19 protein-coding genes and 7 tRNA genes are annotated in these 23774 nt (G+C 54.5%); 4 read left to right on the forward strand and 22 right to left on the reverse strand.

Annotated elements, in window-relative coordinates:
• Nucleotides 1-2: 2 nt before the first annotated feature.
• Nucleotides 3-2585 (reverse strand): leucine--tRNA ligase, encoded by a 2583-nt coding sequence (gene leuS / locus ACMYSO_RS20915; RefSeq protein WP_434667527.1) that lies wholly within the window; start codon nucleotides 2583-2585, stop codon nucleotides 3-5.
• 220 nt (nucleotides 2586-2805) lie between these two features.
• On the opposite strand from leuS, the gene ACMYSO_RS20920 reads away from it, so the two are divergent.
• Nucleotides 2806-3291 (forward strand): zinc ribbon-containing protein, encoded by a 486-nt coding sequence (locus tag ACMYSO_RS20920; protein ID WP_174508387.1) that lies wholly within the window; start codon nucleotides 2806-2808, stop codon nucleotides 3289-3291.
• 54 nt (nucleotides 3292-3345) lie between these two features.
• Here the strand turns inward: ACMYSO_RS20920 and ACMYSO_RS20925 are convergent, their stop codons facing one another.
• The 8 genes from ACMYSO_RS20925 to ACMYSO_RS20960 form a co-directional block, all read right to left on the reverse strand.
• Nucleotides 3346-4071 (reverse strand): amino acid ABC transporter ATP-binding protein, encoded by a 726-nt coding sequence (locus ACMYSO_RS20925; RefSeq protein WP_123755948.1) that lies wholly within the window; start codon nucleotides 4069-4071, stop codon nucleotides 3346-3348.
• Entirely contained in the window at nucleotides 4071-4745 is a 675-nt protein-coding gene (gene gltK / locus ACMYSO_RS20930; RefSeq protein WP_434667530.1) for a glutamate/aspartate ABC transporter permease GltK, read from the reverse strand. The genes ACMYSO_RS20925 and gltK overlap by 1 nt, the downstream gene beginning before the upstream one ends.
• Before the next feature lie 2 nt (nucleotides 4746-4747).
• The gene (locus ACMYSO_RS20935; protein ID WP_434667533.1) at nucleotides 4748-5488 is read right to left on the reverse strand and encodes an amino acid ABC transporter permease; all 741 of its coding nucleotides are present in this window, start codon (nucleotides 5486-5488) and stop codon (nucleotides 4748-4750) included.
• Nucleotides 5489-5650: 162 nt separating this feature from the next.
• Nucleotides 5651-6613, reverse strand: coding sequence for an amino acid ABC transporter substrate-binding protein (locus ACMYSO_RS20940; protein WP_434667536.1), 963 nt, complete (start codon nucleotides 6611-6613; stop codon nucleotides 5651-5653).
• A 386-nt stretch (nucleotides 6614-6999) separates the two neighbouring features.
• Nucleotides 7000-8538, reverse strand: a complete 1539-nt coding sequence (gene lnt, locus ACMYSO_RS20945; protein ID WP_434667538.1) for an apolipoprotein N-acyltransferase — start codon at nucleotides 8536-8538, stop codon at nucleotides 7000-7002.
• Between the two features lie 22 nt (nucleotides 8539-8560).
• On the reverse strand, nucleotides 8561-9439 hold the full coding sequence (gene corC / locus ACMYSO_RS20950) for a CNNM family magnesium/cobalt transport protein CorC (protein ID WP_123755952.1): 879 nt from the start codon (nucleotides 9437-9439) through the stop codon (nucleotides 8561-8563).
• A 100-nt stretch (nucleotides 9440-9539) separates the two neighbouring features.
• On the reverse strand, nucleotides 9540-10007 hold the full coding sequence (ybeY, locus tag ACMYSO_RS20955) for an rRNA maturation RNase YbeY (RefSeq protein ID WP_434585912.1): 468 nt from the start codon (nucleotides 10005-10007) through the stop codon (nucleotides 9540-9542).
• Nucleotides 10004-11050: a PhoH family protein gene (locus tag ACMYSO_RS20960; protein ID WP_434585911.1), complete on the reverse strand. Its 1047-nt coding sequence runs from the start codon at nucleotides 11048-11050 to the stop codon at nucleotides 10004-10006. Before ACMYSO_RS20960 ends, ybeY begins: the two co-directional genes overlap by 4 nt.
• Here ACMYSO_RS20960 and ACMYSO_RS20965 point away from each other — a divergent pair.
• A complete protein-coding gene (locus ACMYSO_RS20965; RefSeq protein ID WP_434667541.1) occupies nucleotides 11043-11216 on the forward strand; it encodes a hypothetical protein in 174 nt (57 codons plus the stop codon). The two genes, ACMYSO_RS20960 and ACMYSO_RS20965, sit on opposite strands and share 8 nt — an antisense overlap.
• Here the strand turns inward: ACMYSO_RS20965 and miaB are convergent.
• On the reverse strand, nucleotides 11204-12637 hold the full coding sequence (gene miaB, locus ACMYSO_RS20970) for a tRNA (N6-isopentenyl adenosine(37)-C2)-methylthiotransferase MiaB (RefSeq protein ID WP_434667544.1): 1434 nt from the start codon (nucleotides 12635-12637) through the stop codon (nucleotides 11204-11206). The genes ACMYSO_RS20965 and miaB overlap by 13 nt on opposite strands.
• A gap of 299 nt (nucleotides 12638-12936) precedes the next feature.
• Between miaB and ubiF the strand changes: the two genes are divergently transcribed.
• Nucleotides 12937-14112 (forward strand): 3-demethoxyubiquinol 3-hydroxylase, encoded by a 1176-nt coding sequence (ubiF, locus tag ACMYSO_RS20975; RefSeq protein WP_434667547.1) that lies wholly within the window; start codon nucleotides 12937-12939, stop codon nucleotides 14110-14112.
• 101 nt (nucleotides 14113-14213) lie between these two features.
• Here ubiF and ACMYSO_RS20980 read toward each other — a convergent pair.
• From ACMYSO_RS20980 to nagB, 12 genes are all read right to left on the reverse strand, one after another.
• Nucleotides 14214-14288: transfer RNA gene (locus ACMYSO_RS20980), tRNA-Gln, on the reverse strand.
• A gap of 35 nt (nucleotides 14289-14323) precedes the next feature.
• A tRNA-Gln gene (locus ACMYSO_RS20985) sits at nucleotides 14324-14398 on the reverse strand.
• A 45-nt stretch (nucleotides 14399-14443) separates the two neighbouring features.
• Nucleotides 14444-14520 (reverse strand) — tRNA-Met (locus tag ACMYSO_RS20990).
• Between the two features lie 21 nt (nucleotides 14521-14541).
• A tRNA-Gln gene (locus tag ACMYSO_RS20995) sits at nucleotides 14542-14616 on the reverse strand.
• A gap of 36 nt (nucleotides 14617-14652) precedes the next feature.
• A tRNA-Gln gene (locus ACMYSO_RS21000) sits at nucleotides 14653-14727 on the reverse strand.
• Between the two features lie 108 nt (nucleotides 14728-14835).
• Nucleotides 14836-14920, reverse strand: a tRNA-Leu gene (locus tag ACMYSO_RS21005).
• 8 nt (nucleotides 14921-14928) lie between these two features.
• Nucleotides 14929-15005, reverse strand: a tRNA-Met gene (locus ACMYSO_RS21010).
• 225 nt (nucleotides 15006-15230) lie between these two features.
• Nucleotides 15231-16895, reverse strand: a complete 1665-nt coding sequence (asnB, locus tag ACMYSO_RS21015; protein WP_123755957.1) for an asparagine synthase B — start codon at nucleotides 16893-16895, stop codon at nucleotides 15231-15233.
• A 279-nt stretch (nucleotides 16896-17174) separates the two neighbouring features.
• Nucleotides 17175-17927, reverse strand: coding sequence for an HAD-IIA family hydrolase (locus ACMYSO_RS21020; protein ID WP_123755958.1), 753 nt, complete (start codon nucleotides 17925-17927; stop codon nucleotides 17175-17177).
• Nucleotides 17928-17973: 46 nt separating this feature from the next.
• The gene (gene nagC / locus ACMYSO_RS21025; RefSeq protein WP_434585908.1) at nucleotides 17974-19194 is read right to left on the reverse strand and encodes a DNA-binding transcriptional regulator NagC; all 1221 of its coding nucleotides are present in this window, start codon (nucleotides 19192-19194) and stop codon (nucleotides 17974-17976) included.
• Nucleotides 19195-19201: 7 nt separating this feature from the next.
• Nucleotides 19202-20350 (reverse strand): N-acetylglucosamine-6-phosphate deacetylase, encoded by a 1149-nt coding sequence (gene nagA, locus ACMYSO_RS21030; protein WP_434585907.1) that lies wholly within the window; start codon nucleotides 20348-20350, stop codon nucleotides 19202-19204.
• Between the two features lie 125 nt (nucleotides 20351-20475).
• Nucleotides 20476-21276, reverse strand: a complete 801-nt coding sequence (nagB, locus tag ACMYSO_RS21035) for a glucosamine-6-phosphate deaminase (protein ID WP_123755961.1) — start codon at nucleotides 21274-21276, stop codon at nucleotides 20476-20478.
• 312 nt (nucleotides 21277-21588) lie between these two features.
• Here nagB and nagE point away from each other — a divergent pair, with 312 nt between their 5' ends.
• The gene (nagE, locus tag ACMYSO_RS21040; protein WP_434667550.1) at nucleotides 21589-23610 is read left to right on the forward strand and encodes an N-acetylglucosamine-specific PTS transporter subunit IIBC; all 2022 of its coding nucleotides are present in this window, start codon (nucleotides 21589-21591) and stop codon (nucleotides 23608-23610) included.
• Nucleotides 23611-23774: the final 164 nt, after the last annotated feature.

Here is a 23774-nt window from a genome sequence, read left to right on the forward strand (position 1 = left end):
GCTTAGCCAACGACCAGATTGAGCAGTTTACCCGGGACGTAGATCACTTTACGCACGGTTACGCCATCGAGATACTTCGCGACCAGGTGTTCCTGACCCGCACGTTCACGAACCTGCTCTTCGGTTGCATCGACAGGCACGGTAATTTTACCACGGACTTTACCATTGACCTGAACCACCACCAGCGTGGTGTTTTCAACCATGGCGCTCTCATCGGCTACCGGCCACGGCGCGTTGTCGATATCGCCTTCACCGCCCAGTTCCTGCCACAGTGTGAAGCTAGCGTGTGGGGTGAACGGGTTGAGCATGCGCACGACTGCCAACAGAGCCTCACGCATCAGCGCGCGATCCTGTTCGTTTTCCTGCGGTGCTTTCGCCAGTTTGTTCATCAGTTCCATGATCGCGGCGATCGCGGTGTTGAAGGTCTGACGACGGCCGATATCATCGGTTACTTTAGCGATGGTTTTATGGACATCGCGACGCAGCGCCTGCTGATCTTCGCTCAGGCTGGCCGCATCCAGTGCAACGGTCGGACCCTGGTTGGCATGTTCATAGGCCAGTTTCCAGACACGTTTCAGGAAGCGGTTAGCCCCTTCAACGCCGGACTCTTGCCATTCGAGCGTCATGTCTGCCGGTGAGGCGAACATCATAAACAGACGCACAGTATCGGCGCCGTAACGCTCAACCATGACCTGCGGGTCGATGCCGTTATTCTTCGACTTGGACATTTTGCTCATGCCGGTATACACCAGCTCGCGGCCCTGTGGGTCGAACGCTTTCACGATACGGCCTTTCTCGTCACGCTCGACGGTCGCATCAACCGGGGAGACCCAGTTGCGCTCGCCGTTTTCGCCGACGTAATAGAAGGCGTCAGCCAGTACCATCCCCTGACACAGCAGCTGTTTTGCCGGCTCGTCGGAGTTCACCATGCCTGCGTCACGCATCAGTTTGTGGAAGAAGCGGAAGTACAGCAGGTGCATGATCGCGTGTTCGATCCCGCCGATATAGATATCAACCGGCAGCCAGTAGTTGGCGGCTTTCGGATCCAGCATCCCGTCGTTGTACTGCGGGCAGGTATAGCGCGCGTAGTACCAGGAGGATTCCATAAAGGTATCGAAGGTGTCGGTTTCACGCAGCGCAGGCTGACCGTTGACGGTGGTTTTTGCCCACTCCGGGTCGGCCTTAATCGGGCTGGTGATGCCGTCCATAACCACATCTTCCGGCAGAATAACCGGCAGCTGATCTGCTGGGGTTGGCATCACGGTGCCATCTTCCAGGGTCACCATCGGAATCGGTGCGCCCCAGTAACGCTGACGGGATACACCCCAGTCGCGCAGACGGTAGTTAATTTTGCGCTCGCCAACGCCCATTGCCGCCAGTTTGTCGGCGATAGCGTTGAAACCAGCTTCATAGCTCAGGCCATCGAACTCACCGGAGTTAAACAGGACGCCTTTTTCGGTCAGCGCCTGCTCGGACAGGTCCGGTTCAGAACCGTCGGCTGCCAGGATAACCGGCTTGATATTCAGGCCGTACTTGCTGGCAAACTCGTAGTCACGCTGGTCGTGGCCTGGAACCGCCATGACCGCACCGGTACCGTACTCCATCAGGACGAAGTTGGCTGCCCACACCGGGATGGCTTCACCGGTCAGCGGGTGAATGGCTTTAAAGCCGGTATCGACGCCTTTTTTCTCCATCGTCGCCATTTCAGCTTCGGCGACTTTGGTGTTACGGCACTCTTCGATAAACGCCGCCAGTTCCGGGTTGCTCGCTGCCGCCTGTTGCGCCAGCGGGTGACCTGCCGCAACGGCCAGGTAGGTACAACCCATGAAGGTGTCCGGACGAGTGGTGTAGACGGTCAGCTTGTCGGCATAGTCGTTAACGTTGAAGGAGATTTCTACCCCTTCAGAACGGCCGATCCAGTTACGCTGCATGGTTTTTACGGTATCTGGCCAGTGATCCAGAGTATCCAGATCGTTGAGCAGCTCATCCGCATAGGCGGTGATTTTGATAAACCACTGCGGGATCTCTTTGCGTTCAACTTTGGTATCGCAGCGCCAGCAGCAGCCGTCGATAACCTGTTCGTTGGCCAGCACGGTCTGGTCGTTCGGGCACCAGTTCACCGCAGAGGTCTTCTTGTACACCAGACCTTTTTTATACAGCTCGGTGAAGAACTGCTGTTCCCAGCGGTAATATTCCGGGGTACAGGTCGCTACTTCACGGCTCCAGTCGTAACCGAAGCCCAGCTTTTTCAGCTGGTTTTTCATGTAGGCAATATTGTCGTAGGTCCACGGTGCCGGTGCGGTGTTGTTTTTCACCGCCGCGCCTTCAGCCGGCAGACCAAACGCATCCCAGCCGATTGGCTGCAGTACGTTTTTGCCCAGCATACGCTGGTAGCGGGCAATCACGTCGCCGATGGTATAGTTACGCACGTGGCCCATGTGTAGTCGACCAGAAGGATAAGGAAGCATCGACAGGCAGTAATACTTCTCTTTGCTCTCGTCTTCAGTTACTTCAAATGTACGATGATCGTCCCAATGAAGCTGGACTTTCGATTCTATCTCTTCCGGGCGGTATTGCTCTTGCATGGCAGCCAGTGGTCCTGTTTTCAAACCGCTACAAAGTGTAGCCAATGGATGTGTTATCAGATCGCCATAGCATAGCCCAAACGCCCACGTCAAAACAGCCTTTCGCACATTAACATCGGCAAAAGCGGCACAGACTATTTAGCGACTCTGTGGGCTAACTGGCAAAGCAGATGACAAATAAGGTCTATCATTAGAAGAAGTTAACCACACCGGAGGCGAAATGATGAACAAGGTTGCTCAATTCTACCGTGAACTGGTGTCGACGCTCAGTGAACGGCTACGCAATGGCGAGCGGGATATCGACGCCCTGGTGGAACAGGCGCGGGCGAAAATTAGCGAGTCGGGTGAGTTAACGCACCGCGAAATTGAGACTCTGACCAAAGCGGTCAGACGTGACCTGGAAGAGTTCGCGCGCAGCTACGAAGAGAGTCAGGATGAGCTGACAGATAGCGTGTTTATGCGGGTAATCAAAGAGAGCTTGTGGCAGGAGCTGGCGGATATTACCGATAAAACCCAGCTGGAATGGCGCGAGGTGTTTCAGGATCTAAATCATCATGGGGTCTACCATAGCGGCGAAGTGGTGGGGCTGGGGAATCTGGTGTGCGAACACTGCCATTATCATCTGGCGGTCTATACCCCGGATGTGCTGCCACGCTGCCCGAAATGTGGCCATGACCAGTTCCAGCGCCGTCCTTTTGAACCCTGATTAAGCTGGTAGCAGGCGCGCACCGAGCGATGCGCGCCTGTAATTGCTCGAAGATTAATGCAGGATTTTCGCGAGGAAGTCTTTGGCGCGATCGGACTGCGGATTGGCGAAGAACGCCTCTTTGTCTGAATCTTCAACAATCTTACCTTCATCCATGAAGATCACCCGGTTCGCCACCTTGCGGGCAAAGCCCATTTCGTGAGTTACCACCATCATTGTCATGCCTTCGTTCGCCAGCTCGACCATGACATCCAGCACTTCGTTGATCATTTCCGGATCCAGCGCAGAGGTTGGTTCGTCAAACAGCATGGCGATCGGATCCATACACAGCGCACGGGCGATCGCCACGCGCTGCTGCTGGCCGCCGGAGAGCTGGGCCGGGAATTTATCAGCATGGGCGGACAGGCCCACACGCTCCAGCAATTTCAGGCCTTTGGTCCGCGAGGCCGCTTTGTCGCGGTTAAGCACTTTGACCTGCGCCAGAGTCAGGTTGTCGATGATCGACAGATGCGGAAACAGCTCAAAGTGCTGGAACACCATCCCGACGCGGGAGCGCAGCTTGGCGAGGTTGGTTTTCTTATCGTTCACTTTGGTGCCATCCACGGTGATCTCGCCCTGTTGGATCGGTTCGAGGCCGTTGACGGTTTTAATCAGCGTCGATTTACCCGAGCCGGACGGCCCGCAAACCACCACCACTTCACCTTTCTTCACTTCCGTGGAGCAATCGGTCAGCACCTGAAAGTGACCATACCATTTTGAAACGTTTTTCAGGGTAATCATTACACAGTCCTTTTCTTCAACCAGCTGACCAACAGCGATGCGCTGAGACTAATGACAAAATACACGGCACCTGCGAACAGGATCATCTCGACCTGCGTTCCGTCGCGCTCGCCGATGGTGGAGGCGGTACGGAAGAAGTCGGCCAGGCTCAGGACGTAGACCAGTGAGGTATCCTGGAACAGGACTATCCCCTGCGTCAGCAGCAACGGCACCATGGCGCGAAACGCCTGCGGCAAAATAATCAGCTTCATGGATTGCCAGTGGGTCATACCCAGCGCCAGCGCGGCGCTGGACTGGCCGCGGGAGATGCTCTGGATACCCGCGCGGATAATTTCCGAATAGTACGCCGCCTCAAACATCGAGAAGGCCACCATGGCGGAAATCAGCCGGATATCGCTCTTCGGCGACAGGCCAAGTACGTTCTGCAGGAAGCCGGGAACGATCAGGTAGAACCACAGCAGGACCATGACCAGCGGGATCGAACGGAACACGTTGACGTAGGTTTTCGCGAACCAGGAGAGCGGCAGGAAGCTCGACAAACGCATAACCGCCAGCAGGGTCCCCCAGACGATACCGAAAATAATCGCGGTGACGGTGATTTTGAGGGTAATAACCAGCCCGGCCAGCAGGTAGGGCATGGAGGGAACGATAGAGCTCCAGTCAAAATCGTACATGATTATTTGCCTCCCAAATTGCCCGGCAGGCGGACCTTACGTTCAACCACATACATCACCAACATAATCACTGCGTTAATCAGCACGTAGGCGAGGGTAATTGCTGTAAAGGATTCCCACGCGTGGGCGGAGTAGTCCAGCAGCTTACCCGCCTGGGCCGCCATATCCGCAAGCCCGATAGTCGAGGCGATGGCCGAGTTCTTCACCAGGTTCATCATCTCGGAGGTCATTGGCGGCACGATAACGCGGTAGGCGTTAGGCAGCAGGACGTAACGATAGGTCTGCGGCAGCGTCAGGCCCATTGCCAGGCCGGCATTTTTCTGCCCGCGCGGCAGCGACTGAATTGCGGCGCGAACCTGTTCACAGACGCGAGCGGCGGTAAACAGCCCCAGGCACAACATAGAAGAGACAAAGAACTGAATATTGGGATCCAGTTCGGACTTGAACCACATGCCGAGATTTTCCGGCAGGAGCTCAGGCACGACCAGATACCAGGTGAAGAACTGGACGATCAACGGCACGTTACGGAACAGTTCAACGTAGCAGGTTCCGATGCTGGATAGCCAGCGGTTGGGGACGGTACGTAAAATACCGAACAGCGAGCCGACGAGGAAAGCGATGATCCAGGCGCTAATCGACAAGGCGATAGTGACCTGAAATCCGCTCCATAGCCAGCCAAGATAGGTGGTGTTGCCGAACGGGGCCTGTTGCAGGAATATTCCCCAGTTCCAGTCTATTGACATAAATGACTCCTGGAAAAAAAAGGGTAGCATCGCTACCCTCGAAGATTATTGTTCAGCCTGTTTCGGTATTCGCGGCGGCTGGGGAACGACCAGCCACCGTATAGTCTGTCCGTGCTGTCACAATAATCGGAAGGGCAAGTCGCTTTGCCCCTGTTTTTTTAATTAGTTAAGAGCTTTGTCATTCGGTGATTTGAACAGCGCCTTCATGTCGTCGGAGAGGTCAAAGTTGATGTTCATCCCTTTTGGTGGGATCGGATTTTTAAACCAGGTATCAAACCACTTCGCCGCTTCCCCTGAGGTTTGCGCCTGCGCAATGGTATCGTCTAACAGTTTTTTGAATTCCGGGTCGTTTTTGCGCAGCATGCAGCCGTAAGCTTCATGGGATTGCGGCGTACCGAGAATTTCCCAGTTGCCCGGTTTCTTCGCCTTCGCGCGCTCGCCAGCCAACAGCGCATCATCCATCATAAAGGCCACAGCACGACCGCTTTCCAGAGTACGGAAGGAGTCACCGTGATCTTTCGCGCCGATAATACGCATATTCATTTTTTTCTCGTCATTCAGCTTATGCAGCAGAATTTCCGAGGTGGTGCCTGACGTGACGACGACCGCTTTGTCTTTCAGATCGGCGAAATCTTTAATCGGGCCGCCTTTTTTCACCAGCAGGCGCGTACCGACTACGAAGATGTTGTTGGTAAATGCCGCTTGTTTCTGGCGTTCCAGGTTGTTGGTGGTTGAGCCGCACTCAAAATCGAAGGTTCCGTTTTGCAGCAGCGGAATACGGTTTTGCGAGGTAATCGGGATCAGTTTGACTTCCAGATTTGGCTTGTTCAGCTTTTTCTTAATGGCATCAACGATGGCGTTGGAATAATCCTGAGAGTAACCCACCACTTTCTGCTGGTTATCGTAGTAAGAAAACGGCACCGATGATTCACGGTGACCGACGACGATAACATCGTTTTTAGCGATTTTTTCAAGGGTAGGGATCTGCTGTTCCGCAGGCGGTTGCCCGGCATCAGCGGCCGGGGCTGCAGGTTTGGCATCGGCAGTTTTCGCCTCTTCCGCGTGTGCCAGACCGGCGGTCATACCCATGACCAGCATTGCTGTGGCCAGTTTACGTAATTGCATATCCAACTCCTTATCCGCAGCGTCACTGACGCTTTTGATACCCATTGTGAATGTGTGTGCGCGTTATTATTGCTGCGATATTTGTGTGCAGCATTTGTATGTGTTTGTTAGCATTTAGTTTGGCTTAATGTAAAGATTTTGCTGTTATATTGTTTATTTTTGCGAACTACTCCGCACCATTTAAAGGCAAAAATCGTCCATTGCACCAAGTTAGTGCCAGGTCAGTGTCGTGCTGGTGCAACCGGGTTATACCAGTACACGATGGCGTGGTGACCTGAGTTTATTAAGCAAGGGGCGTGCCAGATTAAGGCGAGGGAGAGATTTGCCCCGATGACGAACGTCGACCGGGGCTAACAGCGGGGAACTGCGCTTTCAGGTAAGAATGCCTATCTGCGGCGTTGACGCAGGCTCATGATCAGGGCGCCAAAACCGAGGAGCGCGGTGAGCGCCCACAGTGGCCAGTTGCCGGTACGCGCATACGGTGTCAGACCGCTGGTCGGCGTGACCTTGGTGGTCAGAACCGCGCGGGTGAACTGCGGGATCATGTCCTGAATTTCACCGCGTGGCCCAATTACCGCCGTAATGCCGTTATTGGTGCTGCGCAGCAGGGGACGAGCCAGCTCGAGGGCGCGCATACGTGCCATCTGGAAGTGCTGCCACGGGCCGATGGACTTACCAAACCAGGCATCGTTTGAAATGGTCAGCAGGTAGTCGGTGTCCGGGCGGAAATTATCGCGCACCTGTTCGCCGAGAATAATCTCGTAGCAGATTGCGGCCGTCAGCTTCATGTTATGCGCTACCAGCTGCGGCTGGACGTACGGGCCACGGCTGAATGAGGACATCGGCAGATCGAAGAACGGTGCCAGTGGACGCAGAATCGACTCCAACGGTACGAACTCGCCAAACGGCACCAGGTGATTCTTGTTGTAGCGGTCTTTGGAGTCGTAGCTGTACGGGTTGTCTTTGCCGAGGGTGATGATGGTGTTGTAGGTATCGTAACGATTTTGCTTATTCAGACGGGCGTCGACAATACCGGTAATCAGCGAGCTGTTTTTAGCGCGCAGCAGGTCGTCCATCATGCTAAGGAAATGCTGCTGGTTAATTTCCAGATCCGGAATGGCTGACTCCGGCCAGACGATCAGCTGAGACGAACCCATATGCGGCTGCGTCAGGTCGAGGTAGGTTTTCAGCGTATTGACCAGCTGGTTTTCATCCCATTTCAGTGCCTGAGGAATATCCCCCTGTACTAACGAGACCTGGGTTGCGCGTTCCGGCAGCAACTGATACCACTGGATATAGCGCAGCGGGAAGGGCAACGCGAACAGCACCACGGCGGCGATCAACGGCTTCAGGTTGCGCTGCACCAGCGCCAGTACCAGCAGGCCGCTCACCACCATTAACAGGAAGTTAATGGCCTCTACGCCCATCACCGGCGCAAGCCCTTTCAGCGGACCGTCAATCTGGCTGTAGCCAAACTGTAGCCACGGGAAACCGGTCAATACCCAGCCGCGCAGGAATTCGGTAATCTGCCAGACCACCGGTGCGGCAATCGCAACGCGTAGCCAGTTGGTTTTTGGCCACAGGCGCGATAGCAGCCCGGCGAACAGCCCGGTATACAGCGACATATATGCCGCCAGCAGCACCACCAGGAAGACGTTGACCGGGCCGGGCATACCGCCAAACTGCGCAATGCTGACGTACACCCAGTTGATGCCGGACCCGAATAGCCCCATACCCCAGAAAAAGCCGATCGAAGCGCTTTGCAACGGACGACGATTCAGAGTCAGCCCCTGCAGACCGATTAATGAGACAATCGCCGCGGGCCAGATATCATAAGGAGAAAAAGCCAGCGTTCCGCTGGCTCCGAATAATAGCGCCAGCAGCAAACGTACGCGCTGGCGTTCGATAAGAGAGGCAAATACCATTTAGGCTAATCGTCCCGTGTAATTAGTCTTCCAGCTTCGGCTGCGGTGCGTCATCAGGAAGTTTGACATGAACCTGGATGATACGTCGGCTGTCGGCCATAGCGACCTTGAATTGGTAACCATCAATGTCAACCGACTCGCCACGTGCCGGCAGATGACCAAAGGCCTGCATCACCAGCCCACCAATGGTGTCGACTTCTTCATCGCTGAAATGGGTACCATAGGCTTTATTGAAGTCTTCAATCGGAGCCAGAGCGCGCACCGTCCAGGTGTGGCGGCTCAGCTGACGAAAATCGATGTCTTCTTCTTCATCGTATTCGTCTTCGATTTCACCAACGATCAGTTCGAGAATGTCTTCAATGGTCACCAGACCAGAGACGCCACCGAACTCATCGATCACGATAGCCATATGATAGCGTTGGGAGCGAAACTCCTTCAGCATGCGATCAACCCGCTTGCTTTCAGGCACGACAACCGCCGGGCGTAACACTTTTTCCATGCTGAACGCTTCAGAGTCACTGCGCATAAACGGCAGCAAATCTTTGGCCATCAGAATCCCTTCAATGTGATCTTTATCTTCGCTGATCACCGGGAAACGCGAGTGGGCGGACTCGATGATCACATCGAGGCATTCGTCCAGCGTCTGGTTGCGTTTCAGGGTAATCATCTGCGAGCGAGGGATCATGATATCGCGGACGCGCTGGTCGGCGATATCCATTACCCCTTCGAGCATATCGCGCGTATCTTCGTCGATAAGGTCGTTTTGCCCGGAATCACGGATCAGCTCCAGCAGTTCATCACGGTTTTTGGGTTCTCCGTGAAAAAGCTGGCTGAGTAACAGGGAGAAGAATCCCTTTTTGCTGTTTACTGTGTCACTACTGTGTGAATTGTCGTCGCTCATGGCGTCGTGTGGGTTCTCATGTTAGTTAAATGTCGCTCGTCGCGCGTATGCTCAGCGCCGGACGGCACGGGTGCTGCTCGCCGGTCAGACCGGCGGCAGGCTATTCCTTCTCGGCAATGTACGGATCCTCATAGCCCAGAGCAAGCATTATCTCTGTTTCGAGGGCTTCCATCTCTTCCGCTTCTTCATCAATGATATGGTCATAGCCCAGCAGATGCAGACTGCCGTGGATAACCATGTGTGCCCAGTGCGCCTCCAGCGGTTTCTCTTGCTCTTTGGCTTCCTGTTCAACTACCTGACGGCAGATGATCAGATCGCCCAGCAGCGGCAGTTCGATCCCCGGCGGTGCTTCAAACGGGAAGGAGAGCACGTTAGTGGGTTTATCCTTGCCGCGATAGGTCAGGTTCAGCTCGTGGCTTTCGGCTTCGTCGACCAGGCGAATCGTCACTTCTGATTCTTCCTGGAACTGAGGGATCACCGCATCGACCCAGTGTTGGAACCGGGCTTCATCCGGCAATCCGCCGTTATCTTCGCAAGCCAGCTGTAAATCGAGAATAACCTGACTCATTTTTGCTCCTGTTCCTGGGCTTCGCGTTTGCGCTCGGCGGCCAGTTCTGCTCTACGTTTTTGATCGGCTTCTTCCCATGCTTCATACGCATTGACGATACGGGCAACCACCGGATGGCGGACCACGTCTTCGCTGTGGAAGAAATTGAAGCTGATTTCATCGACTTCGGCCAGCACTTCAATGGCGTGGCGCAGGCCGGATTTGGTGCTGCGCGGCAGGTCAATCTGCGTGACGTCGCCGGTGATCACCGCTTTGGAGTTAAAACCGATACGGGTCAGGAACATCTTCATCTGTTCGATGGTGGTGTTCTGGCTTTCATCGAGAATAATAAAGGCATCGTTCAGCGTACGGCCGCGCATATAGGCCAGCGGGGCGACTTCGATAACGTTGCGCTCAATCAGCTTTTCGACTTTCTCGAAGCCAAGCATTTCGAACAGCGCATCGTACAGCGGGCGCAGGTACGGATCGACTTTCTGACTCAGATCGCCGGGCAGGAAGCCCAGTTTTTCCCCGGCTTCCACGGCAGGGCGGGTCAGCAGAATACGACGCACATCCTGACGTTCAAGCGCGTCGACCGCCGCAGCCACTGCCAGATAGGTTTTCCCGGTCCCGGCCGGGCCGACGCCGAAGGTAATATCATGGTCGAGGATATTGGCGATGTACTGCGCCTGATTTGGCGTACGTGGCTTGATGACGCCACGTTTGGTCTTGATATTGATGGCCTTGCCATAGTCCGGCACGCTCTCAGCGCTTTGCTCCAGCACCCGGGCTTCTTTGATGGCCAGGTGGATCTGCTCCGGTTCAATATCCTGAATCTGGCCGCGCATAGGGGCGGTATCGACGTACAGGCTGCGTAAAATATCGGCCGCTGCGTTCACGCAGATCATGCGTCCGGTCAGTTTGAAGTGATTGTCACGACGATTAATTTCGATGCCCAGGCGGCGCTCCAGTTGCTTGATGTTGTCATCAAACGGGCCGCACAGCCCCAACAGGCGTGCGTTATCCGCTGGCTCCAGGGTTATTTCACGGGTTTCTATGTTCAAGCTGTTCCTCTTTACACGTTTTGCCGGACGGCGAACGTCTTCGGCCTGTAAGGAAATTATTCACGTCATGGAAAAATGGCGCAAGCATTGCGATAAATATTGGGCCAGGGAGAGGAAAAACAAGGCCCGCCAGGTTTGGCAGGCCTCTGCGGATCACGGCTGGTAAGTGCTCACGCCAAGATCGTTTTCTTTGCGGGTACGGGCGATAACGGATTCCGGAGATTCCACGATACGCAGCCCCATTTCCTCTTCAGTACGCACAATTTTGCCGCGTAGCGAATTGGTGTAGACGTCCACGATTTCAACATCGACAAACTTGCCAACCATATCCGGGGAGCCTTCAAAGTTGACCACGCGGTTATTCTCGGTGCGCCCGGAAAGCTCCATGATGCTCTTACGCGAGGTGCCTTCCACCAGAATACGCTGGGTGGTGCCGAGCATGCGTCGGCTCCAGGCCATGGCCTGCTGGTTGATGCGTTCCTGAAGAATGTGCAGACGCTGTTTTTTAACCTCATCCGGCACGTCGTCAACCATATCGGCCGCCGGCGTACCCGGACGCGCGGAGAAAATAAAGCTGTAGCTGACGTCCATATTGACGTCAGCAATGACCTTCATAGTTTTTTCGAAATCATCGTTGGTTTCACCCGGGAAGCCGACGATAAAGTCGGAACTTATCTGGATGTTCGGGCGGGCTTCGTACAGCTTGCGGATGATGGCTTTATATTCCAGTACCGTGTGCGTACGGCCCATCATATTCAGTACCCGGTCAGACCCGCTTTGTACCGGCAGGTGCAGGAAGCTCACCAGCTCTGGCGTATCGCGATAGACGTCAATGATGTCATCGGTGAATTCGATCGGATGGCTGGTGGTAAAGCGGATACGGTCAATGCCGTCGATCGCGGCCACCAGACGCAGTAGGTCGGCAAAGCTGCCGGTGGTCCCGTCGTAGTTCTCACCGCGCCAGGCGTTAACGTTCTGGCCCAGCAGGTTGACCTCACGGACGCCCTGAGCCGCCAGTTGGGCGATTTCAAACAGGATATCGTCAGAAGGGCGGCTGACCTCCTCACCGCGGGTGTAAGGTACCACGCAGTAAGTGCAGTATTTGTTGCAGCCTTCCATGATGGAGACAAAGGCCGTCGGACCTTCGGCTTTTGGTTCCGGCAGTCGGTCGAATTTTTCGATTTCCGGGAAGCTGACGTCGATGATCGGCTTACGATGATCGCGCATGCCGCGAATAGTGTCGATCATTTCCGGCAGACGGTGCAGAGTCTGCGGGCCAAAAATAATATCGACGTAATGCGCGCGCTGGCGGATGAGTTTACCTTCCTGAGACGCCACGCAGCCGCCAATGCCGATGATGACATCCGGGCGTTTGGCCTTAATCAGCTTCCAGCGTCCCAGTTGGTGGAAGACTTTTTCCTGTGCCTTCTCACGAATTGAGCAGGTATTGAGCAGCAGCACATCCGCTTCTTCAGCCACTTCGGTCAGTTGATACCCGTGCGTGGCATCCAGCAGGTCGGCCATCTTTGATGAATCGTATTCGTTCATCTGACAGCCCCAGGTTTTAATATGGAGTTTTTTTGTCATCGACTTGCTCATGCTTAATGATAGAAATTCAAAATGACGGGTACGTATACTTTTATTCTGTGAATGTCGAATTGCAGGAAGGCGGCAAGTCCGGGAAGCCACTGCAGTAGAGAAAACGTTCTCACTGAGGCCGGCGGGTGCTGCCAACACGTCTGCAATTTGAAAGACGACGAGTAAGCCCGAATTGCAGGACGGGTATTGTAATGCTTTGGTCGCGCCCTGACCAGTACGAGCGTAATCACCGCAAGGTGACGGAAAATCCGGTAAACTGAGCAGATTCTGGTTTAAGGATAATCACCATGACAATTCATGCAACAGATGTCGCCATTGTCGGTGGCGGAATGGTGGGCGGCGCTCTGGCGTTGGGGCTGGCGCAACACGGGTTTACGGTGACGGTCATTGAGCCGTCGATACCGCCGGCATTTGACGCTTCAGCACCGCCGGATGTGCGTATTTCGGCCATCGGTGCCTCGTCGGTCGCGCTACTCAAAAGCCTCGGCGTCTGGGAGGCGATGCGCGCAATGCGTGTGCATGCCTATCGTCGTCTGGAGACCTGGGAGTGGGAACCTGCGCATGTGACGTTTGATGCCGCGGAGCTGAAGCTGCCCGAGCTGGGCTATATGGTTGAAAACAACGTGCTGCAGCTCGCCCTGTGGCAGGCGCTGGAGGTGCATCAGCAGGTCACGCTGCGGGTAGGGTCTGCGTTGCAGGCGATGCAGCGCGAGCCTACGGGCACGACGTTGCGACTGAACGATGGCAGCGAGTGTGCTGCGGCACTGGTGATCGGTGCGGATGGCGCAAATTCTCAGGTACGCCAGCTGGCCGGCATAGGCGTCCAGGCGTGGCAGTATCGGCAATCCTGCATGCTCATCAGCGTACAGTGCGCGAATGACCCCGGAGACAGCACCTGGCAACAGTTTACGCCAGCGGGGCCACGGGCCTTTCTGCCGCTGTTTGACGACTGGGCGTCGCTGGTGTGGTACGACACGCCCGCGCGCATTCGCCAGCTGCAGGCCATGAGTATGCCGCAGCTACAGCAGGAGATTATGCGTCATTTCCCTTCGCGGCTTGGTCAGGTGACACCGCTGAACGCCGGGGCATTTCCACTGACCCGTCGCCATGCGATGCAGTATGTTCAGCCGGGACTGGCGCTGGTGGGTGATGCGGCGCATACCATTCATCCTTTGGCAGGGCAGGGCGTTAATCTGGGCTATCGTGATGTCGATGCGCTGCTGGACGTACTGGTTGAGGCGAAAAGCCACGGCGAGACATGGGCAGGGTTATCCGTGCTCGAGCGCTATCAGGCGCGACGTCGGGCGGATAATTTAATGATGCAGTCGGGGATGGATCTGTTTTACGCCGGCTTCAGCAACGATCTGCCACCTGTACGGGTGTTGCGTAATATCGGCCTAATAGCGGCGGCCCACGCCGGCGTCGTTAAGCGTCGGGCGTTAAAGTATGCGTTAGGTTTGTAATCCCGGGCTCCCGGCTGGCGTTGTGCGCCGTCGGGGGCTATCTAAAATGACCGACCGCAGAAAGCAAAAAAGCCCGCCGAAGCGAGCTTTTTTACTATAAGTGGCTGGGGTACGAGGATTCGAACCTCGGAATGCTGGTATCAGAAACCAGAGCCTTACCGCTTGGCGATACCCCAACGGGTGCGCTCACAGTGTGAACGACTTTTTAAATTGGCTGGGGTACGAGGATTCGAACCTCGGAATGCTGGTATCAGAAACCAGAGCCTTACCGCTTGGCGATACCCCAACAATTTTTTTAGATTTATCGAACCTAATCAATAAATACTTTATATGGTGGCTACGACGGGATTCGAACCTGTGACCCCATCATTATGAGTGATGTGCTCTAACCAGCTGAGCTACGTAGCCAAATACTATCATATTTTTCGATGGCTGGGGTACCTGGATTCGAACCAGGGAATGCCGGTATCAAAAACCGGTGCCTTACCGCTTGGCGATACCCCAATGACCGTCGCGGTGAACCGCAAATATCGAAAAATATGGCTGGGGTACCTGGATTCGAACCAGGGAATGCCGGTATCAAAAACCGGTGCCTTACCGCTTGGCGATACCCCAACAGAAAATCTTGTACTTCCAGAAGAGGTATCTACAAACTTATTGCCGGTAGCCTTGTGGCTATCTTACAACCAGGAGATACCCCATCCGTGCAACGCTTTGGGTGAATGGTGCGGGAGGCGAGACTTGAACTCGCACACCTTGCGGCGCCAGAACCTAAATCTGGTGCGTCTACCAATTTCGCCACTCCCGCAAAAAAGATGGTGGCTACGACGGGATTCGAACCTGTGACCCCATCATTATGAGTGATGTGCTCTAACCAGCTGAGCTACGTAGCCATCTTTTTTCGCGTTACCTTATCGGCGTTGCGGGGCGCATTATGCGTATTGGGCCTGCGAGCGTCAACCCCTTTTTCACGGAAAATCGCCGGAATGTGACTGTTTGGTTAGGTTGCGAACAGCGTGATGCAATAATCGGCAATTATTAGTTATTTCTCGTTTTTTATGCGAAAAAAAACCATAAAAAAAACGGACCCCTGAGGGTCCGTTGTCGCAGTAAAACGCTTATTTGTACGCTGACTGGTGAACGCCGACGGCGCGTCCTGATGGATCGTTCATGGTTTTGAACGCCTCATCCCATTCAATCGCTTTGGCGGAAGAACAGGCCACGGAAGGACCACCAGGCACGCATTCAGCGGCGCTAGGAACCGGGAACAGCTCTTCGAAGATTTCGCGGTACAGGTACGCCTCTTTTGATGACGGCGTGTTGTACGGGAAACGGAAGCTGGCGGTTTCCAGTTGCTGGTCAGTAACCTGTTTCGCCGCGACTTCTTTCAGCGTATCGATCCAGCTGTAACCTACGCCGTCAGAGAACTGCTCTTTCTGGCGCCAGGCGACGCTGGCCGGCAGGTAGGATTCAAAGCATTCACGCAGGATATGCTTTTCCATTTTGCCGTTGCCGCACATTTTATCCTGTGGGTTGATGCGCATCGCGACATCAAGGAACTGTTTGTCCAGGAACGGTACGCGAGCTTCCACACCCCAGGCCGACATTGCTTTGTTGGCACGTGCGCAGTCAAACATATGCAGCGACTGCAGTTTACGCACGGTCTCTTCATGCAATTCTTTGGCGTTCGGGGCTTTGTGGAAATAGAGATAACCACCGAACACTTCATCAGAACCTTCGCCGGACAGCACCATTTTGATGCCCATGGCTTTGATTTTACGCGACATCAAATACATCGGCGTGGAAGCGCGGATGGTGGTCACATCATAGGTCTCGATGTGGTAGATAACGTCACGAATGGCATCAAGGCCTTCCTGCACGGTGAAGTGGATCTCGTGGTGTACGGTCCCCAGATGATTTGCCACTTCCTGCGCGGCTTTCAGGTCCGGTGATCCCTGCAGGCCGACGGCGAAGGAGTGCAGCTGCGGCCACCAGGCTTCACTGCGTTCCTGATCTTCAACCCGGCGCGCGGCAAATTTTTTGGTAATAGCAGAAATCACCGATGAATCCAGACCGCCAGACAGCAGTACACCGTAAGGGACGTCGGACATCAGATGGCTTTTGACGGATTCTTCCAGCGCCTGGCGCAGCTCGTTTTTATCGGTGACGTTGTCTTTTACCGCGTCATAGTCAAACCAGTCGCGCTGATAGTACTCACGGATTTCACCGTCTTTGCTCCACAGGTAGCTACCTGCCGGGAACTCTTTAATGGTGCGGCAAACTGGCACCAGCGCTTTCATTTCAGAAGCAACGTAGAAGTTACCGTGTTCGTCGTGGCCCATATACAGCGGAATGATACCGATATGGTCGCGGCCAATCAGGTAAGCGTCCTGCTCACTGTCGTACAGGGCGAAGGCGAACATCCCCTGCAGATCGTCGAGGAATGCCGGGCCTTTCTCCTGATACAGCGCGAGGATCACTTCGCAGTCAGAGCCGGTCTGGAAGGTGTAGCGGTCGCCATATTCTGCGCGCAGCGCCTGGTGGTTGTAAATTTCACCGTTGACCGCCAGGGCGTGGGTTTTTTGTTGGTTGTACAGCGGCTGGGCGCCGGCGTTCACGTCAACGATAGACAGACGCTCATGGACCAGAATTGCTTTATCACTGGCGTACACACCGGACCAGTCAGGACCGCGGTGGCGCATCAGGCGGGAAAGTTCCAGTGCCTTTTTACGCAGTTCGACCGCGTCAGTTTTAATATCCAGTACGCCGAAAATTGAACACATAACCTTCTCCATTACCCTATCGTGTTGTGATGTTGTGCAGACGTCGTCTTACTGCGATGTCTTAGTGCATGGATAAGAAAATGCCGCAAAGGAGAGAGGGGCGCAAGGGATTTAGGGTCACTAAAACAAAAAACGCAATGACGATTGTTGAATAGTAAAAAAAGCACATCTTTTGAGCTTGTTTATTGATGAATTCTCAATAATAAGCCGTTTTTATTAGATGGTGGGGCTTCCTGGTGAGTCGTAAATGAAAAACCACGTCCTGAGACGTGGTTTTATTCAGAAAACATCAATTTCGGCGACGGAAGGATAGATCCACGACGGTCGGAACGGCAGGCTGTCGATATCGTCGAGGGTAGAGACGCCGGAGAGCACCAGGATTGTCTCCAGGCCTGCCTGGAAGCCCGCCAGGATATCGGTCCGTAAGTTATCGCCGACGATGACCGTCTGCTCGGAGTGCGCCTGCATTTTATTCAGCGCAGAGCGGATAATCCACGGGCTCGGTTTGCCCACGTAGAAAGGTTTGCGTCCGGATATTTTCTCAATACCGGCACAGAGCGCGCCGCAGGCCGGGTAGAAACCGCGCCCGTGCGTATCCGGGTTGGTAGCAATAAAACGCGCGCCATTAGCGACGAAGAAGGCGGCTTTATGCATCATCTCCCAGTTAAAGGAGCGGGTCTCACCGACAATAACAAAGTCCGGATTAACGTCGGTAATGGTGAAGCCGGCTTTATACAGTTCGTGGATCAGCGCGCCTTCTCCGACGACGTAGGCTTTCTTGCCTTCCTGACGACGCAGGAAGTCCGCCGTCGCCATCGCGGAGGTGTAAAAGGCGCTATCCGGTACATCGATCCCGGCGGTGGCGAAACGGTTTGCCAGATCCTGTCCGGTCTGGGAAGGGTAGTTGGTCAACATCACCAACGGCATCCCTTTATCGAGGATACGTTTGATAAATTCAGCCGCGCCCGGTACGGCCACGTTGTCGTGCATCAGCACGCCGTCAATATCACAGATTACGTTTTGAATGGTCATCGACTGTCCGACATCATTAAAAGAAAGGCGAAACTATATAGCCGCATCAGCTTTCCAGCAAACGCTGGAGCAGAATACCGTTGAGCATGGCGCGTTTCACCAGCGCAAAAGCGCCGATGGCAGAACGGTGGTCCAGCGTGGACCGCACTACCGGCAGATTTTTGCGAAACGCCTTCAACGCCTGGGCATTAATGCAGCCTTCAATCGCAGGTAGCAGCACTTTCTCCGCTTCGACAATCTCGCCGGCGATCACCACTTTTTGCGGGTTAAACAGGTTAATCGCAATCGCGATGGTTTTCCCGAGGTGACGACCGACGTGTTCGACGACTTCACAAGCCAGCGCATCGCCCTTATTGGCGGCTTTGCAGATGGTTTTGATCGAGCAGTCATCGATGGTCAGCCGGCTCTGGTAACCCTGTTCGAGCAGGTGCTGTACGCGGTGCTCAATAGCAGCATTCGCCGCCACGGTTTCCAGACAGCCGAAATTGCCGCAGTGGCAGCGCTCGCCGAGCGGGTCTACCTGGATATGGCCGATTTCACCAACGTTGCCGTTACGGCCGATAAAAATACGGCCATTGGAGATAATTCCCGCGCCGGTCCCGCGATGAACGCGCACCAGAATTGAGTCTTCGCAGTCCTGGCTTGCACCAAAATAGTGTTCTGCAAGTGCCAGACTACGAATGTCGTGTCCTACAAAGCAGGTGACTTTAAAGCGTTTTTCCAGCGCTTCGACTAGCCCCCAGTTCTCGACCGGAATATGCGGCATGTAGCGAATCACGCCGCTTTCCGGGTCAACCAGACCGGGAAGAATCACCGAGATGGCGATAAGCTCGCGGATTTTGCGCTGACAGCGTTCAATAAAGGCGGCAATGATGTTGAGCAGGGCGTGCTCCAGGGTTTCCTGGGTGCGCTCCGGCAGCGGGAAGTGCTCTTCTTCCAGCGTCTTACTGCTCAGATCGTACAGGGTCAGGGTGGCGTCATGGCGGCCAAGACGTACCCCGATAGCGTGGAAATTACGGGTTTCCGCAATAATAGATATGGCGCGGCGGCCTCCGGTGGAGGCCTGCTGATCGACTTCTTTGATCAGTCCGCGTTCAATCAGTTGACGCGTGATTTTTGTCACGCTGGCAGGGGCAAGCTGGCTTTGTTCCGCAATCTGAATGCGCGAGATAGGGCCGTGCTGGTCAATGAGCCGGTATACGGCCGCGCTGTTCAGCTGTTTTACGAGATCAACGTTACCAATTTGAGCATGTCCGCCTGCTGTCATACTTTACTTACTCAGTGACGACCTCGTTACCATTAACGATGGTCTTGATGATTTTATAATCGCGGGTAAAGGCGGTCAGGTTAGCGACCATACCCGGTGCGATGCTGCCGAGCTGCTGTTCTACGCCGATTGCGCGTGCAGGGTAGAGGGTTGCCATCCGCAACACTTCGTCCAGTGCAATACCGCAATGTTCGACGAGGTTCCGGACACCTTCAATCATGGTCAGTGAAGACCCGCTGAGGGTACCGTTTTCATCCACGCACAGCCCATTCCGGTAGTATATTGTTTTACCAGCAAAAATGAACTGCTCAATCTCTGCACCCGCCGGGGCGGTGGCATCGGTAACGAGACACAGCTTGTCGCCTTTGAGGCGTTTTGCATTCCGCACGTTAGCATAATCGACGTGCATGCCGTCGACGATAATACCGCAGTAAACGTCCGGCTCGTCAAAAATTGCGCCCGCCAGGCCTGGTTCACGCCCGGTAATATACGGCATAGCATTATACAGGTGCGTGGCGAAGGTGATGCCCGCGCGGAAGCCTGCTTTTGCCTCTTTCAATGTGGCGTTGGAGTGCCCGGCGGAAACGACGATCCCGGCCGCGACCAGTTGGCGAATCACTTCGCTGTCGACGCGCTCGGGCGCAAGCGTCACCTTGGTAATCACATCGGCGTTTTCACAAAGGAAATCGACCAGCGCCGCATCCGGTTTGCGAACAAAATCCGGGTTGTGCGTGCCTTTCTTCACCATGTTCAGCCATGGGCCTTCGAGGTGCAGGCCCAGCGCCTGGTTCGGATGTTTTTGCAGGTACTCACGCATCACGCGCACGCCCTGTTTCATCAGGTCGTCGCTGGAGGTGATAAGCGTTGGCAGATAGCTGGTGCAGCCAGAACGTTCGTTGGCTTTTTGCATGATTTCCAGCGTGTCGACAGTAACCGCATCAGGGCTGTCGTTAAACTGCACGCCGCCGCAGCCATTCAGCTGGACGTCGATAAAACCGGGGGCAAGAATGGCGCCATTGACCGAGCGTTGCTCAATCCCAGACGGTAAATCAGCCAGTGAACAGATACGTTCGATAAGGCCATCAGCGATAACAATCGCATGGTCATCCAAAATTTCATGACCGGTATAAATCCGGCCTTGGGTTAATGCATACATTACGACCCCCGGTTCACGCACGCTCCTGCCGCTGGCGTCTCCAGGTCTGGCCTGGGTAGCGCGAGGGGAGCGGGCGCATCAAAAAAATGAAATGTCCCGCGGACGTGCCGCAGGACCAGACTACCTTACAGCCCTTTGACGTTTTCGGCTTCTAATTCATTGAAGTATTTCAACGTCTTCACTTTCAGCTCCATGGTGGACGGCTCGTCGCAGACCACAACCGCTTTCGGGTGCAGCTGCAGACAGGTGATGGTCCACATATGGTTGACGTTACCTTCAACTGCCGCCTGCAGCGCCAGCGCTTTCTGATGGCCCAGCACCAGAATCATCACTTCTTCGGCATCCAGCAGAGTACCGACGCCAACGGTCAGGGCGTATTTGGGTACCAGGTCAACGTCGCCGTCGAAGAAGCGGGAGTTTGCCACGCGGGTGTCATGGGTCAGGGTTTTAATGCGGGTACGGGAAGCCAGAGAAGAGGCTGGTTCGTTGAACGCGATATGTCCGTCGTTGCCCACGCCGCCCATAAACAGGTTAATTTTGCCGTAAGAGCGGATTTTTTCTTCATAACGACGGCATTCTGCATCGATATCTGGCGCGTTGCCATTCAGAAGGTTAATGTTTTCCGCAGGAATATCAACGTGATCAAAGAAGTTACGATGCATGAAGCTATGATAGCTTTCCGGGTGCTCTTTCGGCAGACCAACGTATTCGTCCATGTTGAAGGTGACAACATGTTTGAAGCTGACCTGGCCTGATTTGTGCATCTCAACCAGCGCTTTGTAAGCGGTCAGAGGGGTGCCACCGGTAGGCAGACCAAGGACAAACGGACGGTCTGCTGTCGGTTTGAACGCATTGATGCGATTAACGATATGGCGAGCGGCCCATTTGCCGACTTGTTCAGCGGTTACCAGGGGGATCAGTCTCATTCTTCACCTCTATAGTTAAATTAGAACCTGGCGGATTGGCGCCAGCATACTATTAAGAGTATTGCAGTCTCTACGCCGACCGGGGTCAATCCGTGTTGATTTTTTGAATGATAAAATAAGTTTTCGAAGTTAGCCAGTCATCGGGAGGGGGTAATACGATATTTGGTGATTATAGTCACAAAAAATACGTAATTAATTTGCGATACGAATTAATTTTCAACACACTTTACCAGTAAGTTAAAAATCTGACCTGGTTACACAATAAAAAAATGGCTTTACACGAGCCTTACGGGGTCTAATAGGGGGAATAAAGTGAGCATTCTAGGCTATTTACAAAAGGTTGGTCGCGCACTGATGGTGCCGGTCGCCACGCTGCCAGCGGCAGCGATCTTAATGGGTGTCGGTTACTGGATTGACCCGGTTAGCTGGGGTGGCGACAACGCTCTTGCGGCGTTGTTCATCAAGTCCGGTTCTGCCATCATCGACAACATGTCCGTACTGTTCGCCATTGGTGTGGCTTACGGTATGTCCAAAGATAAAGATGGTGCTGCGGCACTGACCGGTTTTGTGGGCTTCCTCGTGTTGACCACGCTTTGTTCTCCTGCTGCGGTCGCGATGATCCAAAAGATCCCTGCGGACCAGGTTCCTGCTGCTTTCGGTAAAATCAGCAACCAGTTCGTTGGTATTCTTGTCGGTATCATCTCCGCCGAGCTGTACAACCGGTTCAGCGGTGTTGAGCTGCCGAAAGCGCTGTCGTTCTTCAGCGGTCGACGTCTGGTGCCGATCCTCACCTCGTTTGTGATGATCGCCGTCGCGTTCATCCTGATGTACGTCTGGCCGGTCATTTTTGATGGTCTGGTCAACTTCGGTGAACACATTCAGAAACTCGGTTCTGCGGGCGCAGGTATCTATGCGTTCTTCAACCGTCTGCTGATCCCGGTTGGTCTGCACCACGCGCTGAACTCCGTATTCTGGTTTGACGTTGCCGGTATCAACGATATTCCTAACTTCCTCGGCGGTGCACAGTCTATCGCTGCGGGTAAAGCGGAAATCGGTATCACCGGTCGTTATCAGGCGGGCTTCTTCCCAATCATGATGTTCGGTCTGCCGGGGGCGGCGCTGGCCATTTACCACTGCGCACGTCCTGAGAATAAAGCGAAAGTGCTGGGTATTATGATGGCGGGCGCATTTGCTGCCTTCTTTACCGGTATCACCGAACCGCTGGAATTCTCCTTCATGTTCGTGGCGCCGGTACTGTATTTCATCCACGCCGTACTGACGGGGATCTCCGTATTTATCGCGGCGAGCATGCACTGGATTGCCGGTTTCGGCTTCAGCGCCGGTCTGGTGGATATGTTCCTGTCCACCCGTAACCCGCTGGCAACTCACTGGTACATGCTGATCCCGCAGGGTCTGGTGTTCTTCGTGATTTACTACGTGGTGTTCCGCTTCACCATCACTAAATTCAACCTGATGACCCCGGGTCGTGAACTGGCGGTTGCCGGCAGCGAAGCGGATGGTCAGGATGTGAATGTGAGCGGAGATAAAGAGCAGGATGTTGCAGGCCTGGCGCGTCAGTACATTGCCGCCGTCGGCGGTTCTGACAACCTGACCGGTATCGACGCCTGTATCACCCGCCTGCGTCTGAACGTCAAAGACTCCGCATTAGTGAATGAAGCACTGGCGAAAAAACTGGGGGCTTCCGGCGTGATTCGCCTGAACAAAACCAGCGTCCAGATCATCGTAGGCTTCGTCGCCGAAAAAATTGCTAACGCGATGAAGAGCACCGGTCCGGTTGCAGCAGCAGCGGCCACGGCAAGTGCACCCGCAGCGACAGCGGCGGCAAAACCGCAGGCCGTGGCGAATGCCAAAACCATCGAGGCGCTGGTATCGCCAATTACCGGTGATATCGTGGCGCTGGAGCAGGTGCCTGATGAAGCCTTCGCCAGCAAAGCGGTCGGCGACGGTGTGGCGGTGAAACCGACGGATAAAACCGTGGTCGCACCAGCAGCAGGTACTGTGGTTAAGATCTTCAATACCAACCACGCGTTCTGTCTGGAAACCGAAAACGGCGCGGAAATTGTGGTCCATATGGGCATCGATACCGTCGCGCTGGAAGGCAAGGGCTTCAAACGTCTGGTAGAAGAGGGGGCGGAAGTCAAAGCCGGCCAGCCAATTCTGGAAATGGATCTCGACTTCCTGAATGCCAATGCACGCTCAATGATCAGCCCGGTAGTCTGCAGCAACAGCGATGACTACAGCGCGCTGGTGATTCTGGCGACCGGTAAGGTTGTCGCCGGCCAGACGCCACTGTATGAGATTAAAGGCAAGTAAGGCTCCTGAGTAGAGTTTATGCCTGAGCGGCGGGGGGAAACCTCCGCCGCTTTTTTTTACCGCAAATGACCCCATAATCATCTTCAGATAGCGATTTTGCGTAACTAATAGTTGTCACTACGCCCTGCTTGTAAGATCATGTGCCGTTATACGTTGTTTACGCT

Origin of the sequence: Klebsiella sp. B345, assembly GCF_051131735.1 — a bacterium.
In the GTDB taxonomy this organism is placed as follows: domain Bacteria; phylum Pseudomonadota; class Gammaproteobacteria; order Enterobacterales; family Enterobacteriaceae; genus Klebsiella.

Coding starts and splice junctions, on each gene's coding strand:
- ACMYSO_RS20940 (WP_434667536.1), bottom strand. CDS start 6,613: ATGCAATTACGTAAACTGGCCACAGCAATGCTGGTCATGGGTATGACC.
- lnt (WP_434667538.1), bottom strand. CDS start 8,538: ATGGTATTTGCCTCTCTTATCGAACGCCAGCGCGTACGTTTGCTGCTG.
- ACMYSO_RS21020 (WP_123755958.1), bottom strand. CDS start 17,927: ATGACCATTCAAAACGTAATCTGTGATATTGACGGCGTGCTGATGCAC.
- ACMYSO_RS20920 (WP_174508387.1), top strand. CDS start 2,806: ATGATGAACAAGGTTGCTCAATTCTACCGTGAACTGGTGTCGACGCTC.
- leuS (WP_434667527.1), bottom strand. CDS start 2,585: ATGCAAGAGCAATACCGCCCGGAAGAGATAGAATCGAAAGTCCAGCTT.
- ACMYSO_RS20925 (WP_123755948.1), bottom strand. CDS start 4,071: ATGATTACCCTGAAAAACGTTTCAAAATGGTATGGTCACTTTCAGGTG.
- ubiF (WP_434667547.1), top strand. CDS start 12,937: ATGACAATTCATGCAACAGATGTCGCCATTGTCGGTGGCGGAATGGTG.
- ybeY (WP_434585912.1), bottom strand. CDS start 10,007: ATGAGTCAGGTTATTCTCGATTTACAGCTGGCTTGCGAAGATAACGGC.
- nagA (WP_434585907.1), bottom strand. CDS start 20,350: ATGTATGCATTAACCCAAGGCCGGATTTATACCGGTCATGAAATTTTG.
- gltK (WP_434667530.1), bottom strand. CDS start 4,745: ATGTACGATTTTGACTGGAGCTCTATCGTTCCCTCCATGCCCTACCTG.
- miaB (WP_434667544.1), bottom strand. CDS start 12,637: ATGACAAAAAAACTCCATATTAAAACCTGGGGCTGTCAGATGAACGAA.
- nagB (WP_123755961.1), bottom strand. CDS start 21,276: ATGAGACTGATCCCCCTGGTAACCGCTGAACAAGTCGGCAAATGGGCC.
- ACMYSO_RS20965 (WP_434667541.1), top strand. CDS start 11,043: ATGTTCAAGCTGTTCCTCTTTACACGTTTTGCCGGACGGCGAACGTCT.
- asnB (WP_123755957.1), bottom strand. CDS start 16,895: ATGTGTTCAATTTTCGGCGTACTGGATATTAAAACTGACGCGGTCGAA.
- ACMYSO_RS20935 (WP_434667533.1), bottom strand. CDS start 5,488: ATGTCAATAGACTGGAACTGGGGAATATTCCTGCAACAGGCCCCGTTC.
- nagC (WP_434585908.1), bottom strand. CDS start 19,194: ATGACAGCAGGCGGACATGCTCAAATTGGTAACGTTGATCTCGTAAAA.
- corC (WP_123755952.1), bottom strand. CDS start 9,439: ATGAGCGACGACAATTCACACAGTAGTGACACAGTAAACAGCAAAAAG.